General features: G+C 40.7%; 14 protein-coding genes. All 14 read right to left on the bottom strand.

All coding sequences use genetic code 11. The annotated features are described in order from the left end of the window. On the bottom strand, nucleotides 1-997 hold a 997-nt coding region (locus tag ABUA34_RS11255; RefSeq protein WP_349823320.1), incomplete at its 3' end, for a sensor histidine kinase. Nucleotides 998-1,064: 67 nt separating this feature from the next. Next, complete coding sequence (locus ABUA34_RS11250) at nucleotides 1,065-1,784, bottom strand: response regulator transcription factor (RefSeq protein WP_349823319.1); 720 nt, start codon at nucleotides 1,782-1,784, stop codon at nucleotides 1,065-1,067. A 103-nt stretch (nucleotides 1,785-1,887) separates the two neighbouring features. Next, nucleotides 1,888-3,660, bottom strand: a complete 1,773-nt coding sequence (locus ABUA34_RS11245) for a MutS-related protein (RefSeq protein ID WP_349823318.1) — start codon at nucleotides 3,658-3,660, stop codon at nucleotides 1,888-1,890. Between the two features lie 73 nt (nucleotides 3,661-3,733). Further along, complete coding sequence (locus tag ABUA34_RS11240) at nucleotides 3,734-4,303, bottom strand: cytidylate kinase-like family protein (RefSeq protein ID WP_022216825.1); 570 nt, start codon at nucleotides 4,301-4,303, stop codon at nucleotides 3,734-3,736. Between the two features lie 129 nt (nucleotides 4,304-4,432). Continuing rightward, complete coding sequence (locus ABUA34_RS11235; protein WP_004851846.1) at nucleotides 4,433-4,912, bottom strand: GNAT family N-acetyltransferase; 480 nt, start codon at nucleotides 4,910-4,912, stop codon at nucleotides 4,433-4,435. A gap of 181 nt (nucleotides 4,913-5,093) precedes the next feature. Further along, a complete protein-coding gene (locus tag ABUA34_RS11230) occupies nucleotides 5,094-5,519 on the bottom strand; it encodes a helix-turn-helix domain-containing protein (protein WP_349823317.1) in 426 nt (141 codons plus the stop codon). Between the two features lie 156 nt (nucleotides 5,520-5,675). Next, nucleotides 5,676-6,143, bottom strand: a complete 468-nt coding sequence (locus tag ABUA34_RS11225; protein WP_173796410.1) for an HAD domain-containing protein — start codon at nucleotides 6,141-6,143, stop codon at nucleotides 5,676-5,678. A gap of 79 nt (nucleotides 6,144-6,222) precedes the next feature. Further along, nucleotides 6,223-8,700 carry a beta-mannosidase gene (locus ABUA34_RS11220; protein WP_349823316.1) on the bottom strand — a complete coding sequence of 826 codons (2,478 nt, stop codon included), beginning with the start codon at nucleotides 8,698-8,700 and terminating at the stop codon, nucleotides 6,223-6,225. A gap of 24 nt (nucleotides 8,701-8,724) precedes the next feature. After that, nucleotides 8,725-9,075: an arsenate reductase family protein gene (locus ABUA34_RS11215; protein WP_173796391.1), complete on the bottom strand. Its 351-nt coding sequence runs from the start codon at nucleotides 9,073-9,075 to the stop codon at nucleotides 8,725-8,727. 62 nt (nucleotides 9,076-9,137) lie between these two features. Then, a complete protein-coding gene (locus tag ABUA34_RS11210) occupies nucleotides 9,138-9,389 on the bottom strand; it encodes a hypothetical protein (RefSeq protein ID WP_349823315.1) in 252 nt (83 codons plus the stop codon). A 53-nt stretch (nucleotides 9,390-9,442) separates the two neighbouring features. Further along, nucleotides 9,443-10,360: a hypothetical protein gene (locus tag ABUA34_RS11205; protein WP_349823314.1), complete on the bottom strand. Its 918-nt coding sequence runs from the start codon at nucleotides 10,358-10,360 to the stop codon at nucleotides 9,443-9,445. 219 nt (nucleotides 10,361-10,579) lie between these two features. After that, nucleotides 10,580-11,626: a virulence RhuM family protein gene (locus tag ABUA34_RS11200; RefSeq protein WP_055224462.1), complete on the bottom strand. Its 1,047-nt coding sequence runs from the start codon at nucleotides 11,624-11,626 to the stop codon at nucleotides 10,580-10,582. 1,130 nt (nucleotides 11,627-12,756) lie between these two features. Next, nucleotides 12,757-14,901, bottom strand: coding sequence for an ATP-binding protein (locus ABUA34_RS11195; protein ID WP_349823313.1), 2,145 nt, complete (start codon nucleotides 14,899-14,901; stop codon nucleotides 12,757-12,759). Between the two features lie 145 nt (nucleotides 14,902-15,046). After that, nucleotides 15,047-15,559, bottom strand: a complete 513-nt coding sequence (locus ABUA34_RS11190; RefSeq protein WP_055224460.1) for a hypothetical protein — start codon at nucleotides 15,557-15,559, stop codon at nucleotides 15,047-15,049. Nucleotides 15,560-16,062: the final 503 nt, after the last annotated feature.

Here is a 16,062-nt window from a genome sequence, read left to right as displayed (position 1 = left end):
GCCTGTATACCATATCAGCGCCGCTCACATGGACATTCCTTGGAAGTTTTTCGGGCGATATACATTCAGTAACAATACTTATCTCTGTGTCTCTGGCATACTTAGAGGCATTTGACAGTATATTTTCTATCACCTGAACCACTCTTTCCGAATCTGAATGCTCAAGCACTGCCTCGGTTATATCTCCATTCACCACGATATCCATCCCGAGACCTATATCTGACAGGACCTGTTCCAGCAGAGGTTTTATCTCAACCTTATCACTCTTCACCACCAGTCTGTCCAGATCATGCAAGGAATGAATAAACATGTCATTCGTTATGGACGTCACCTCATCACATTTCTTCATGATGACCGACGCATACCTCTCCCTGCGCTCCCAGGTGGCATCCATATTCATGACCAATGCCTCCGCATATCCTCTTATGGATGCGATCGGAGTCTTTATATCATGTGACAACGTGGCTATAACTGTCTTGTTGTTCTCTATCGCTTCCTGCTCTCTACGCCTTGCATGCACTATCTCCGTTCTCATATGGTCAAATGCCCACGTGAAGCTTCCGAACATATTTACCCGTCTGTACTTAAGTTCGGTGTCCATATCCCCTGCTGCCAGATGTGATGCATAATCCTCCAGCTCATCAAATGGCCTGAGAACACACACGTATATGTACAGGAATAATACAATCACAACACACAAGACAACGATATACATGATCACTATATTCCTAAGTCCTGACTTGCCGGTATCTTTCTTTTGTTCCCTGAGTTCATTCATTACAGCGTCAAGCTTTTCGTCAGCATCTGTGGATCCCGAATCATACAGTTGTTTCACTTCATTCAGTTCCACTATATACTGCCCATATTCATCATCTTTTATCCGCCGTGTCTCATCCTGCTTCTCCCTGTAGAACAGCCAACCAAAAACTAAGGTTATAGCGCACATGAACACGATCAGCATTTTTATTATATTGCTTCTTACTGAATGTCGCTTCATATAAACTCCCTATAGCTGCCAAGTGTACATCCACCTTACAAGCTCATATTATTCTCACTGTCTTTGTCTATTCACTATCTCCCAGCACATATCCCGTTCCCCATACCGTACGGATAAGCTGCGGATGTGAAGGATCTGTCTCAAGCTTTTCCCTGAGCCACCTTACATGCACTGCAACCGTGGATGGCTCCACATCGCTGTACAGCCCCCACACGGCACTCATGATCTGTTCCTTGGTCAATACCCTGCCTCTGTTCTCCGCCATGTATACAAGCAGGTCAAATTCCTTCGGCTTCATATCCACATTGCCTTTGTTTCTGCTCACGGTTCGTGCGTGCCTGTTGATCTCTATCTCGTTCCCGTCTGTGTTCAGGGTCAACATCTCAGATTTATTGTCATCAACACCATAAGTTCTCCTGAGTATCGAACGGATACGAGACATAAGCTCTTTCAGTGAATACGGCTTTGCGATATAGTCATCTCCACCCATATCAAGACCATTCACCTTGTCATCCTCACTCGTTCTTGCACTTGCAAATATGATTGGCACCTGCGAAGTATGCCTGAGTTCTTTACATAGTGAGAACCCTGTACCATCGGGAAGATTGATATCCAGAAGTATAAGATCACATTTGTTATTTGTCAGCACTTCATATGCCTCATCTATGCTGGCTGCGTACAAGGATGCATACCCATTATCCTCCAGCATATCCTGTATCAGCATAGACAGATCCAAGTCATCATCTACTATAAGTATTGTTCTATTGTCTGTAGGCTTTTCTGCCATACTATACCCTCCAACATCTTTACTGTCCACAGTTCTTAATGTACGGCTTTTAATCGCCCAAATACCGTCTATAATATCATCTGCAGGCAGTGGCTATATCCAACTATTTTTCTGTATTCACCAACATGTCATATGTAACACCATATTTCTCCGCTATGTCACTGGCGTATGACTTGCCAGCGGGCGGCGCTATCTCGATCTTGTAAGATCTTTGTGAGCCCTCGTTGTGTACGACCAGCGAATATGCCTTGCCATCTCCTGCCTCACGTCCCTCATTCATCTCGTCCACGTCAAATCCCAATTTATGCATATGGGTATTGTATATAGTACGTGATCCCTTTGTCAGAATCGCTCTCACGGAATCTCTGGCTATATAGTAACCCTCCTCAAATGATGTTGTTGAAAAAGTCTCATTGAGAAGAATAAGACTTCTGTCACCCGCACCGTCAAATATCTCCTTAAACCTCTTACACTCCTCACCAAGTCTTCCAAGATCAAGAGTTTTGTCCTCGTCAGCAGGGAAATGCGTAAATACGCAGTCCACAGGAGCAAATTCAAATTCATCACCCGGGATATATATACCGCCCTGAGCCAGTACAAAAAGCTGTCCTATCGTCTGGGTTATAGTCGTCTTGCCGCCTCTGTTGGCACCTGTGAGGATATACACTCTGTGCTCGCTGTCAAAGTCCAGATCATTGGTCACTATGTGATCCGACTCCTCCGTATCAAATGCTGCAAGCTTGATATTGTATACGCCACGAGCCTTCATATAATATCTGCTCTTGGAATTGGCTTCCTTAGATGTACCTGCGTCCGGCTGATATGCAGAGTTCACAACCCTTGCCTTGGAAAATGCTGCGCCGCGTTTCTGCAGTTTTTCTATGTACTCAGCCCATCTTATATAGTAAGTGAGCTCAGGTATGAGATCCGTCATATCAGTTATGGTAATCGACACATACTTATTTAACGTCTCCCTCATCCTCTTGACAATTCTTGTTATGAGCTTGGTGACTACCCTGTCTGTATACCGCGTAATATCTTTGGATTTGTCAGAATCAGGAATACCAACCATTCCTGCCGCCAAGTTATTTGCACCTCCAGTTACCACTCTTCCCTGAAGTTCCTGCTGAAATTTGGATAATGCTTCATTTACCGCATCTAACGGCTGAAATCTGAAGTCACTCTTAGCGTCGAGGTTGTCACTTATCTTATCTCTGGACATCAAATGACCGTAGAAATTGCTCAGCACACCGCCCCTCGTAAATTGCTTACTATTTACAGATATCAAGCCAACGCCATCAGCCTCATATCTGCTGTTCAGATTAACTCCTATAGTTATACTTCGAACCTCACCACTCACCTTTTTCAGCTCTGATATGTCCTTCTTCAGCTCACTGAAACCGTTGTCCTCATATATATTCTGAACATACTCCTTAAGACCTGTAAATCCCTCGGAATGCAAGTTTTTATCCTTCAGGCAGGAATATAACGAATCTACGCATTCTATGTAATCGCCTATCTCATCAAGTCTGTGCATAAGATCCCATATACCTGAATTCTCATCATAATCGCGTTTAAAGCTGCCGTAATCCTTGAGAAAGCTTATCTTCCCAAGAATCTCCATCATGTCGTCTCTGAGTTTTTTATTTCCAATTATGTCGTCAAACACACCACCTCTGTACTTTGTAACAGATGGATCTGCATATATCCGTGACATAACTCCCATTATATAATTCTGTTCAGACTCATTTGCCGACAGTTGTCTGCATATCATATCAAGCCCAAGGTCATGCATGACCACAGGGCTCAGTACCCTAAATGAATACTCACCATCCGGTACCAGAAGACTGTATTTTCCTGTTGTATTTTTCCCCATATCTACACCTTTCAAGTAATGCCTAAAGCCTGTCAATCCAGCTCATACCATATATCTTCCGCCAAGCTCAATTCTAATTTCTGCCTATCACCTTCATATACGCTGAAACCATCTCCACGACACCGTCCACGCCGAGCTTCGCCTCATCAAGGCACAGGTCATAATGTCCTGAATATCCCCAGTTCTCTCCTGAGTAATAGTCATGATAGCTTCTTCGCTTGGCATCAGTCTCCTCCACAATACTCTTTGCCTTTGATTCTGATATGCCATGCTTGTCCATTATCCTCTTTATTCTGCTGTCTTTATCTCCGCACAGGAATATTCTCACTGCATCGTTCCTGTTCTTGAATGCAAAGTCCGAGGCTCTTCCCACTACAACGCCATCCTGTCCGTCAAGCAATCTCTCAAGTACCTCCTCCGGGGTCTTTCTTCTCTTCACGACAAAGTCGTCTGACACCGACTGCATCATAGAATCTATAGCCTTCTCTCCAAAGAAAAACGGATATTTGTCATACACACCCTTCTCCTTTGCCAGCCTTATTATCTCTTTCTTTGTGTAACAGGCTATACCATATTTTGAGGCAAGTCTTGCTGCCACCTCATCGCCGTCACATCCACACTCTCTGCCTATTGTAATTATCATTCTGTGCACCTCCACTCGTCATTCTTATATAATAGAAATGTCTCATCTCTATAACTCATCAAACAATACACCCCCATTATATTACAATATAGCTGCAGCTGCATCCTATAACTTGCAATATCTACCTCTTTAGAATCCCCGTTCCATACATACGAAATGCTTATCAAAAAGATCACACTCTCCAACCGTTTCAAAACCAATCTTGGCGTATGTCGAAAGCGCCACCACATGTCCTTCTCTGACAAGTATATGAACGCCCTTCATGCCTCTGCTTTTCAGGACATCACAGGCATAGTTCATCATAGTCTTCGCAATTCCCTGTCCCTGCATATCCTTCCTGACGCACAGCCTTGAAAGTTCTCCCGATGGAGCCAGATCTGCTCTCCAGCACGTAAGTGCCTCAACAGCATCGTCGTGATCTATGGATATTGTGGCCACAATCTCTTCTTTGTCATTCTTCATAACAAACAGATCCTCATTCTTCAGGTCAAATGCTATGGTATTCTCGTCAGGATAATTCTCGCTCCACTCACACGGTCCGCCTATCATGGCGTGATAGAGCGAGAGCAGTTCTTCTTTGTCTTTTGGTGTTGCATTTATTATCTTCATATGTCATCTATGTCCTTTCCACAATATAACTGTTGACTTTTACTGTAGCGTGTTTTATTTTTATTTCATTAAGAAATGGGTTTTCTACTGGGTAGGGTTTATACCTGACAAGGCTTGCTCGTTTCTTTTTTTATTTCTAAAACATCGTACAGATACATTTTCCCAGAAGCGGCATGTCTGATCAATAATCTTGCACTAAACACATTGTACCGCTCAACCTCACCACCTTCATCGTAAACCGGTAACGCAAATCTGGTATCATATCTATACCATCCATTTTTAGCATTACGGCTATGTTTTTCTTTTTTATTTTCTTCCACTGTTTTGGATGTTGCTTTCTCACATAATTATCCGATCTGCGATAACACTCAATGAGATATTTCTCATCAGCACTATAATCGACGCTGCTGTTCTCATCCCCATCTTCTCCAAGCAGATCTGCCAATGACATATCAAGCGCCCTGCTGATAACAACCAGCTTGTCCGCCTGCGGATTGATCTTCTTCTTTTTCCAGTCATTTATCGTGCTGGTGGAAATCCCCGTTCGCCTCGAAAGCTCTGACTGGCTCATATTCAGATCATAAAGCTTGAAAATTATGAAGTACATCTGCCTAGCTACTCGATAGCTGTGGCTGTCGCTGATACCAGACTTACTATAATCGGAAAATGGATGAATTCGAGAAGGTATACGAGCTCAACAAAGCCATACATCTCCCAGTATGCCTGAATGACATAGAGATCACAGAAGGAGAGTGGGAAGAAACTAAGAGATAGCCTCCAGAAAAAGCATTGCCTCAATCGCCGGTGTCTTTGATGCATATTCGACATTCTCTATACCATTGGTAAGCAACAGCCGTTCCCAAAGCTTAGGATAATTTGCGAAATCAAATGTATTGTCATCCAGTATCACGTATTCATCTATCTCAGGATGCTCCGCCAGATAGCTCTGGATACCCTCACCTCTGCCAACCCAGACATCGGTTGTCTTTCCAGACAGGCTTAGTCCAAATTTGGCCAGCATAGATACAAGATATGAGAAGTCATCCCCGTCTTCTCTCATAAGCTTCCAATCAGAAGTCAGAACGATTGCTGCATCGCCAAACTGTTTTAACGCCTTTTTCAGCAGCCTCACTCTGGACTCATCTATCCCGGTTCTTCCACTCGGTGCCCCCACAACTGTCGTCCGGGTATTCAATACACCATCTACGTCCAGAAACAATGCAAAGCTCATATGGCTTCTCCTTTCTTGTGAATGCCAGCACATATATAATGCGCTGGCATTTACCATTTATAAATCTCTCTTATCAAGATCAATTTATATCATATACACTTCTAAGCCTCAGCTTATCCACACTTCCACTTATAACCTTTACAGTCTTTGAATCTGCATTCAGGTCAAAATAGTTATCCGACAGGATAAGATCCTCATTCTGGTTCAGGATCTCCACACTCTTCGCATAAGCATCCGCACTGACTGTGATATAGTCGCCATCCACTGTCGCCTGCAAATGAGGCTCCTCGTAGCAGAAATACTTCGGATATGAGAATATGACAGTCCCCTCTGATATTACCTGTCCTTTCATACTTGCCTGATAGCTCACATACTGGTGGTAAATGTCGATACCAGGAAGTTCAACCTTGTCAAGCCATACGCTCGTCAGCGCTGGCGCAGTGATCTCCTCCTCGTGAGATTCAAGAACACTAGCTGACGCATCCCTCAACTGCCAGGACACAAGTATTTTCTCTGTGTTTAAGGTTTCATTTGCCACGCAGAGGCGTATGGACTTCGGGAATTCAAATGGAAGTCTCACCAGCTCCTGTCCGCTTCCAAGCAAGCCCTCCTCTTCACAGGAGATCATGATCGGTGCAAAGAAACGTCTTGCATAGTAGTGAAGTGCTTTTAAGCGCTGGCAGTAATCCACACTGGACCAGGATGCAACCGGCCAGCAGTCGTTGAACTGCCAGTACACCGCTCCCATGCACCTGTCATCATTTCTGTTTCTTCGAAAATGCTCGACGCCATACCTGATGGCATCCGCCTGTAGAAGCTGCGATGCGTAGATAACCGTCTCGAAATCAGATGGATATCTATATGTCTGCTGCATATAATTCATTATCTTTCCATTTGCCGAGCCATTTCTCTGATGCCGCTCCATAATGTATGAAAAGATATTCATATCACGCTCATCATCCGTAAATGTCTCAACAGTCTTCTTTGAAGGAAATGACTGGAAACCGAATTCGGAAAGATATCTGAAGTAGAACTTTCTGTACTCAGAAAATGGCTTATCACCATGCCACACATCCCAATAATGCACATCGCCACGGTTCTCGTCTCTCGGATCATCAAATGAACCACCTGAGGACGGGCTCGCTGGCCAATAAAATACCTGTGGAGCATACTGCTTCATGATCTGCGGGAGAATTCGCTCATACATAATAATATAGTCCCGAACCTCGCTGTCCTTGCTCACCCAGTTTCTCTCCTTAACAAACTGTTCCATCTCGTTATTGCCACACATAAGCCCGAGTGACGCATGATGGCGGATCCTCTTTAAGTTGTCAATAAATTCCGCGGTGATATTTGCCTCAAATTCCGGAGTGAGATCGTAGACAGCACACGCAAACATGAAATCCTGCCACACCACAAGTCCCATCTCATCACACATATCATAGAACCAGTCGTCCGGATAATAACCACCGCCCCACACTCTTATAGAATTGAAGTTCGCAAATACCGCCTTCTCAAGCAGAGTCCTTGTGGTCTCAGGTGTCACACGTCCAAGAAGATGGTCCTCCGGAATGTAATCCGCACCCATAGCAAATATATTTACACCGTTTACGCAGGTGGCAAATCTCTCACCCCATTTGTCCTTTGTACGATCCATGGTTATTGTTCGAAGACCAATCTTTCTCGTCCAATTGTCAACTACAGTGCCGTCATTTTTCACAAGGTCAACAGATACAGTGTAAAGGTTCTGCTCTCCATACCCACGCGGCCACCAGAGCTGTGGGTTGTCTATATGTATATTCTTCGTGATATCTTCATTTAATATTCTATTTATAATTTCGTTTCCAACCGGATCTACTACTCTAAATTTTACACTCAGCTGTCCCGTCTCTGATCCAGAACCAATATACTTCCGGACAAATTCTATCTCCGGCTTTATATCAAGTTCCACTGAGTCCTGACCATGATGCTGCAGGATTTCAACAGAATCTATCCGTGCGGTATCAATGCCAAGCAAGCTGACCGGCCGCCATATTCCTGCATCTGGAAGATGTGCGCCCCAGTCCCAGCCAAACATGCAGTGAGCTTTTCTGATATGTACAAATCCGTTCATGGCATCCTCGGTTCCCCGTGTTGGAGCCTTCGCAAATGCATCTGCGATGAACTTTGTCGGCGAATAAAAATATACACTTAATATATTATCCGTCTGCTTCAGGGTATCCTTTACCGAATACTCCCATGTCCTGTGCATATTGTCGGCGTGTCCAAGCTTCACACCATTTAGCGTGATATCCGCAATGGTGTCCAGCCCTTCAAACCGAAGGATAACCTCTTCCGACCCCAGCAGCTCATCATCACACGAAAAACTGGTGCGGTACTCATAATCGTAATCCATCAGCTTCAGTGCTTCTATCTCATTGTCCTTCCAGAATGGATCTTCCATCTTACCCGCCTGCAGCAGATCCCCATACACCGATCCAGGAACTGTCGCCGTGATCCAATCGTCATCGCCTACGCGATGCATTTCCCAACTGTTGTTTACATCAATTTTTTTCATTCTTTCTCCACGGGGACGTTCCTACTACAGCATCATCTCTGTCCACTCTTTCTCTTTAAATCCAGTCAGCACGAAACCTTCAGCAACGACAAGCGGTCTCTTCACCAACATGCCATTTGTCGCAAGAAGCTGCAACTGCTCATCCTCGCTCATGTCCGGAAGCTTGTCCTTCAGTTTCATCTCCTTATACAGCATGCCGCTCGTATTGAAGAATCTCTTGAGCGGAAGTCCACTCTTCTCATACCATTTCTTAAGCTCCTCATATGTAGGATTATCATCCACAATGTGACGCTCCGTGTATTCGATCTTATTCTCGTCCAGCCATTTCTTTGCCTTCTGGCAGGTTGAACACTTTGGGTAACATATAAATTCCATGATTATCCTCCTTTTCTATTTAGCTTATTGATGCAAGCCTCAATTTCATCATATCAAGTTACTTAGTGATTTTCTCTCCAATATTTCTGACAAATGTCACACATCCCCATGTCATTTACTCTAAGTGGGAAAAAATACTTCTTTATGTTTCTTGAAAATACAGTGTTATATTCTCCATTGCCATCTCTCGAAGTAATCTTGTCTGACATATCAGGGTTATAGCCCATTGAGCCACAGCAAATGCAGGTATTCATCCATTTTGTCATCTTAGGGTATTGTTTCAGGTAGTTTAGGGCTTCGGTTTTTCTGTCCATGGAGTCTCCTTATCTTCTTTATCCTTTTTAGGCAATGCTAAATACTGCATTGGCTATATTACAGCCTCATTTTCTTTATGCTCATTTACAGAAAGATTTTCCATCAAATCTTCACCAATTTTATAGACGGATAACTTATCGATTGCCATTTGAACCTGAAACTCATTTAGTTCGATCTCAACATCATAAATATCTCCGCTTCTTGGCAGTCTGACATGAATAACTGCAAAATGCTTATACTCCTCCGTATTATAAATTCCATCCTCATACTTCTTAAGGCGTACTATATTTCTTGATATTCCTTCCACCAATCGATAATCTATTGCATATATTTTTTTCTCTGTGAATCCATGTAAATGTGTAGTTCCAAATGCTAATGCATTTGTTTTATAGAAAAGCATCTGACTTTTTAAATATGACGCTTCAAGCTCCTCATAATCAATATCGCCCTTCAACCACTTCCGTACCGGCATTCCTATATACAGTGAAAACTCTAGCCAAAACAAGAATCCGAATAGGCAAAATCCTATGATAGCCATATAATAACGCCCTAAAGGAATAAGACACAAGGTACAAAACATTAGGAACAATGGCAATATCATTTTGACAAGATATTCCCGTCTTTGAAATCTTTTTAATAAATCCAGTTTCATGCTTTGATATTTAGGTTTCTCAAATGTGTGCTCATTGAGATAGGCTACATATTTCTCATGCCACTCAGGGCTTTCAAAATAACTGCCATTCATATATTGTGCTTTCATCTCACGAGCTTTCGTATCTGCTTTACTTTCCTTGCAATACGCATAGAGCAAATATGCAATGAGCATCGGACAAACAATGCATGCCGCACATTTTCCAGCCATATCTCCTATGACAAAAAACAGAAATAGTCCCATAAGAACTGTAAAAACAATATACACAACCAATGATTTCTTTGTCATAGCGAATGGAAATTTGTCATTTTTTCTCATATAATTCTATTTTCTCCAACTACGAACTCATTTCACAACAATAGGTACAACTATTCGCGTACACATTATCCGTCAGAGCCACCTAAATACCGCATAAACTCAAGGTTTCTTGCTTAGCAAGCAGACGGTCTTCACATGAAAAGACAGCACTCTATGAATTACCGATTTGTGTCTGGAAGTTACTCATCCGAACCCATCCACATCATCACTGGTTTCATGCTACTTCTTCGCATTCTCTTCCAATTCCAACATGTACTTATCAAAATCAGACATGAACAGCCTATCCTGAATAACACGATATTTTTCAAATTCAGTTTCAGCTTTTGCCTTGGCAATCTCAGCAGTGATTTTGCCTGCATCCTGAAGAACATCTCTGTCGTCGGCCATCAAGAATAAATCCAAACGCTTTGCCCAATCCTCCATCGTCATTGGAATATGACGTTCCGCCCGATCCTCTGCCAAATCCAGATAAGCAGATACAATACGCTCTAATGAACGCATTTCCTTCTCTGAAAGATAATTCTTCGCAACACTCACATCACTTTTTACAATCTTGCCTTCCGGCGCTGCTGCCCAAGTAGTTAATCCCATGTGTGGCTTATCTGCATCAGCCCGCTCATAAATCAACTCTGCTGCTGTATGTCCGTGAACTGCATAATGCATCTTGTTTTGAACCTTTGCAAAGAACTGCTTTGTTGTTTTTGCTGTTCGGTCATAATCAAGAGCTGTAGCATAGATGTCCGTTATTTTCTGATAAAATCTCCGCTCAGAGAGACGGATCTCACGAATCTGCTCAAGCAGGCGGTCAAAGTATTCTACTGTAAGCACAGAGCCACCATTTTTCAAACGTTCGTCATCCATGACCCAGCCTTTAATAGTGTAGTCTTTCACGATACCATTGGCCCACTTGCGGAACTGCACCGCTCGCTCATTATTAACCTTGAATCCGACCGCAATAATCATTTGGAGATTATAATGCTTTGTATCACGAGTCACCTGACGGGAACCTTCCGTTTGAACTATCCGGAAATTCCGGATAGTTGAATCTTCCTCAAGCTCTGAGTCGGAATAAATCTTCTTAATATGCTCATTGATTGTACGAACATCCACATCATACAATGTGGCCATCATCTTCTGTGTCAGCCATATATTCTCATCCTCATAGCGCATCTCAATACTGTCCTGCTGACCACCGATAGAGGCAACATAGGTTAAATATTCTGCTGCACTGGAACGGATGGTTATTTCATCCTTTTTCTTTTTCAAATAAGAGGTCTCCTTTTGCAAATACTTATTTATTTCTCCAATATTTCTGACAAATGGCGCACATCCCCATGTCATTTACTCTCAGTGGAGAAAAATACTTCTTTATGTTTCTTGAAAATACAGTATTATATTCCCCATTGCCATCTCTCGAAGTAATCTTGTCTGGCATATCCGGGTTATAACCCATTGAGCCACAGCAAATGCATATATTCATCCATTTCGCCATCTTGGGGTATTGTTTCAGGTAGTTTAGGACTTCGGTTTTTCTGTCCACTTGGTCTCATTAGTAATCTTTCTTCTTATTCTCATCAACTATAATCCAACGTCCGCTTTCCTTCTATTGCTCCATGCCTCGTGGTTGTTGCAATTTTTGCAACAACCACTTTTTCATCTAATTCACCATTGCGTACTGCATGGTAGTGTCAATTTGGGAGTGACCAAGTATTTTCTGCAAGTTCAAAGTATCAGGCGCACATTAACACGGTACTAGATGCACCTACCCCCTTGTGACTTCATCTTTAAAGACATCTTAATTATAGTACATGCGGAAACAATTCTAAGATAGTTCATCCATCATAATTATGTCAACAGTGTTGACACTTTTCATTATCCTTATAATGCTAAATAAGACTACATGCCTTTTTATATCCACTATAGGGTGTTGTCAATACATTCAAACGTAAACAAAAGATGTATTATTATATTTTACTTTATCCCACCATGTTAAACCAATTTACCAAACGTCATTCTCGGAGTATCTTTTCCACATAATTTATTAACACAAAAATTTACAATCCGACTTATCGAAAACAATTTTTAAAACGTTCAAGTATGTTTGTATAATAATCTCTTTCACCTATAAAATGCATATATGGAATTGATTGAATCCATACACTCTATGATTAATAATCTACATATTTAATTTACAGCATCAAAATATCCAATGATTCCTATATATCCGTCTTTCTTCATAGGAGACCACAATGTATGCAGTTTCAGACTATACATCTGGCTATCATTTCCACCTTCGCTTTTATCTGCACAGAGTATTGATATCCAAAAGTGTTAAATTTTGAATCATCTACAATGAGTATTTTTTGTTTCTTGTCCTTCTTATTTCTCTTTAGTGATTATTGATCAATAAATTGGGCTTCCTCCCTCCCAAGTTTTATATTTCTTATGGTTTTCTTCAGCAACTTCATATCAACTGGTTTTGAAATATGAGCATTCATTCCAGCAGCGAGAGAGTGCTGCATATCCTCTGAAAATGCATTGGCAGTCATGGCAATAATCGGGATCGTCTTTGCCTGTTCATGTGAACTTCTACGGATTGCCTCCGTTGCCTCATAACCATTCATAACAGGCATTTGTACATCCATCAAGATCATATCATACTCACCGGGCACGGACTGTTCAAATGCTTCCAAAATCCTTTTGCCATTTTCACAAATAGTACACTCTGCACCTTCAAGCTTTAATAATTCCATTAGGATTTCTGCATTCAGCTCATTATCCTCTGCACAAAGGATGCGCATTCCATCCAGAATATCACTATCTGTCTCATGCATTTCTATCTGTTCTGTCGAAGAAACTACTCTGTTCTCCACAATTTTTAGATTTAAGATTACTTCAAAACTACTTCCGCGATTTGGTTCGCTTTCAACCTCAATCGTTCCCCCCATCGATTCAACCAGATTTTTAGTGATTGCCATTCCCAGACCAGTTCCCTGTATTTTGTTTGTTACGGAACTTTCTGCACGAGTAAACGCGTCAAAGATAGTTTCTTTAAAATCAGCAGACATTCCCATACCATTGTCACTGACTATAAAATGATATTTTCCATATGTAGAAGAGTTTGTCTCACTTTCTTCTGCTATAAACTGGATTATTCCACCTTCCTGTGTGTACTTTATTGCATTAGACAACAGATTACTGAAAATCTGCATCAGATGAACCTTGTCGCCATTTACCCACTCATGTTTAAGGTTTTCTTTTGTGATTATAAAACTCTGATTTTTTTCGTTTGCCTGTGAATGAAATATTGTATTGAGTTCTTCTATAGCATCCAGAATAGAAAAATCAGAATATTTGAAAACTGTTTTTCCAGCTTCAATCTTGCTCATATCCAAAACATCATTAATAATTCCTAATAGATGCTGAGAAGAAATAGCTATTTTATCTGCATACTCTATAACTTTTTCTTTGTCGCCGGCATTATGTCTGATTAATGATATAATACCAATGATTGCGTTCATAGGTGTGCGAATATCATGCGACATATTGGATAAAAAATCTGTTTTTGCCTTATTTGCATTTTCAGCGGTTTGTAGAGCCTCAATAGCAATGTTCTTAGCCTTTTTCAGATTTTTATTAGCTTCTTCCATTTCGCTTATAGCCATTGCCTGAAGCTCATTGTTTCTTTTTTCAAATTTAACTTTTTGATTTGCAATACTGAATCTGGAAATACTGTAGAATAATCCAGCAAAAAGCAAGAGTATAAATCCTGTCATGAGCATTGTAGTAAGCCCAATCGTTTTCTGGTATTCTTTCAACACATTATCTACTGTCGCTTTTTTTACAATACAAATCAACATCGTATTGTTGCTTTCTATCGGACAATATCCCAAATAATAAGGCTCATCTTTCCCCATAAGTTCTACTCCCTTTTTTCCCCCCGCAATCTTTTTATTCAGAGAATCAAACTCTTTTTCTGTTATAGCATGATCACTTTTCAAATGTTTCAGTAATGAATAATTTCGAAAAAAAATGTCATCCTTCTGGTTCGTATAAGTAATATTTCCATCATCATCCAACATGAAGAGATATGCACTTCCATCATATCCTCCAAGATTTAACATGGAGTCTAATTTCGAATGATCATACACTGTTCCAATCGCTGTATAAGTTTCCCCATTAATCGTATATTCCTGACATGGAATTGCTACCAAATAACCGTCTTTTTTCACTTGTTCATATTCCAAAGCGACCAATTTTCCAATATTAGATCCGTTTCTCAAATCCAGCAAAAGCTTACTAGGCATATCAACTTTCAGTTTTGTTCCATCTGAGGTTATAGCTTTTCCATTTTCCTGTATAAATAAAAGTGTACTCTCAGATTCTTTTTCCCATGCCTTAAAAAAGATCCGGTTATTTTCTGTTTCAAGGGATATTTTCTTCTCTTTACACAGATAGCCCTCAACCAAATGTAACTGTCTATAGTATCCACTCACTTGCATATCATAGGTCTGTTGAATCTGTTCGACAACAGCTTCCATACTGATTTCTCCATTTACCTCAATATATGTATTCATCCTATTCAACAGAAACTTTACAAAAACAAAACTTGAAAGAATGAAAATTATGACAAACAATGGCATTATTATTTTTTTTCTCTTAATTATCTCTTGTTCTATTTGCACTTTATTTTTCAACCTCTATATAGTCTTCTGGTGCTGACGGTTGCTGCCCATTTGACATGGCCGCAATCCATGCACTAGATAATGTTGTATCCCCTATTTGCTCAACAGCACATTTTGGATTAATTTTTTTCAAAATAGATTTTGTCGTATCCGTAAGAAGAATGGAATATTCCTTTTCTGTGTCTATTTTTTTATCATTTATTGTTATATCCTTTAATGAGAATCCGTTTTCTTCGTTTTTGACAATTATTTTCATACCAGATGCAATCGGCAACTCACCATGCTCTTTAAAATAGCTATATAAATCAGTGTCATTATTTCCAATAATAAATTCAATATCCTGATCTGGAAACTGCTCATGGATATAAGGAGCAATATTTTTCATTAAACGATTTTCCCACAGATACACGGTAAGGTGATCGTTTTTTTTAGATTGTCCATATCCAGCCAAAATACCAGTTACTAAAAGTACACCAGACACCAATGCGGCCAGATAACATTTGGTTTTTTGCATACGTCAAATTCCTTATTCTTTCGATTAAAACACATTTCAATATTTTCGTTTTACAAGCCCTTTAGCTTTGTGTCACAGATTTTCATCTGCTTTGTCTCAATTCTTTTTATTATAGCATTTTATTTTTTCACGTCCATATTTTTCACGTCAATGTAAAAAAATGAAACACTTACATATATACAGAAACAAAGAAATTAATCAAGAAATATGGAACCCGAGATCCATTTGAGATCATGGATCAGATGAACATTGTTGTCGGGGAAACTTCCAGATATAAGACACTGAAAGGATATTGTTTTATGAGCTGCAAGACGATACACTCTACAATATGACGGATAATACAAAATACCAGGCCAATCTGTTTGCTGCCGATCTGCTGATTGAAGATGAGGAAATCGAAGATATGGTTCAGAACGAGGCCAGGCTTATCATATGCCGATGGAGATTCAGAGCAATTTCCTGGCGAAATAAAGTAAATAAAGATCCTGTTCTATATATCATAG

This window comes from Coprococcus sp. RTP21428st1_C9_RTP21428_210409 (genome assembly GCF_040227395.1).
In the GTDB taxonomy this organism is placed as follows: domain Bacteria; phylum Bacillota; class Clostridia; order Lachnospirales; family Lachnospiraceae; genus Coprococcus; species Coprococcus aceti.
The sequence above is the reverse complement of the archived record's forward strand: the minus strand, read 5'-3'. Positions and strand labels throughout refer to the sequence as shown.

Excerpts from the sequence above, each read along its gene's own strand:
- ABUA34_RS11210 (WP_349823315.1), bottom strand. The coding sequence starts at position 9,389 with ATGGACAGAAAAACCGAAGCCCTAAACTACCTGAAACAATACCCTAAG.
- ABUA34_RS11225 (WP_173796410.1), bottom strand. The coding sequence starts at position 6,143 with ATGAGCTTTGCATTGTTTCTGGACGTAGATGGTGTATTGAATACCCGG.
- ABUA34_RS11240 (WP_022216825.1), bottom strand. The coding sequence starts at position 4,303 with ATGATAATTACAATAGGCAGAGAGTGTGGATGTGACGGCGATGAGGTG.
- ABUA34_RS11190 (WP_055224460.1), bottom strand. The coding sequence starts at position 15,559 with ATGCAAAAAACCAAATGTTATCTGGCCGCATTGGTGTCTGGTGTACTT.
- ABUA34_RS11205 (WP_349823314.1), bottom strand. The coding sequence starts at position 10,360 with ATGAGAAAAAATGACAAATTTCCATTCGCTATGACAAAGAAATCATTG.
- ABUA34_RS11250 (WP_349823319.1), bottom strand. The coding sequence starts at position 1,784 with ATGGCAGAAAAGCCTACAGACAATAGAACAATACTTATAGTAGATGAT.
- ABUA34_RS11235 (WP_004851846.1), bottom strand. The coding sequence starts at position 4,912 with ATGAAGATAATAAATGCAACACCAAAAGACAAAGAAGAACTGCTCTCG.
- ABUA34_RS11220 (WP_349823316.1), bottom strand. The coding sequence starts at position 8,700 with ATGAAAAAAATTGATGTAAACAACAGTTGGGAAATGCATCGCGTAGGC.
- ABUA34_RS11195 (WP_349823313.1), bottom strand. The coding sequence starts at position 14,901 with ATGGAAGCTGTTGTCGAACAGATTCAACAGACCTATGATATGCAAGTG.
- ABUA34_RS11245 (WP_349823318.1), bottom strand. The coding sequence starts at position 3,660 with ATGGGGAAAAATACAACAGGAAAATACAGTCTTCTGGTACCGGATGGT.
- ABUA34_RS11230 (WP_349823317.1), bottom strand. The coding sequence starts at position 5,519 with ATGTACTTCATAATTTTCAAGCTTTATGATCTGAATATGAGCCAGTCA.
- ABUA34_RS11215 (WP_173796391.1), bottom strand. The coding sequence starts at position 9,075 with ATGGAATTTATATGTTACCCAAAGTGTTCAACCTGCCAGAAGGCAAAG.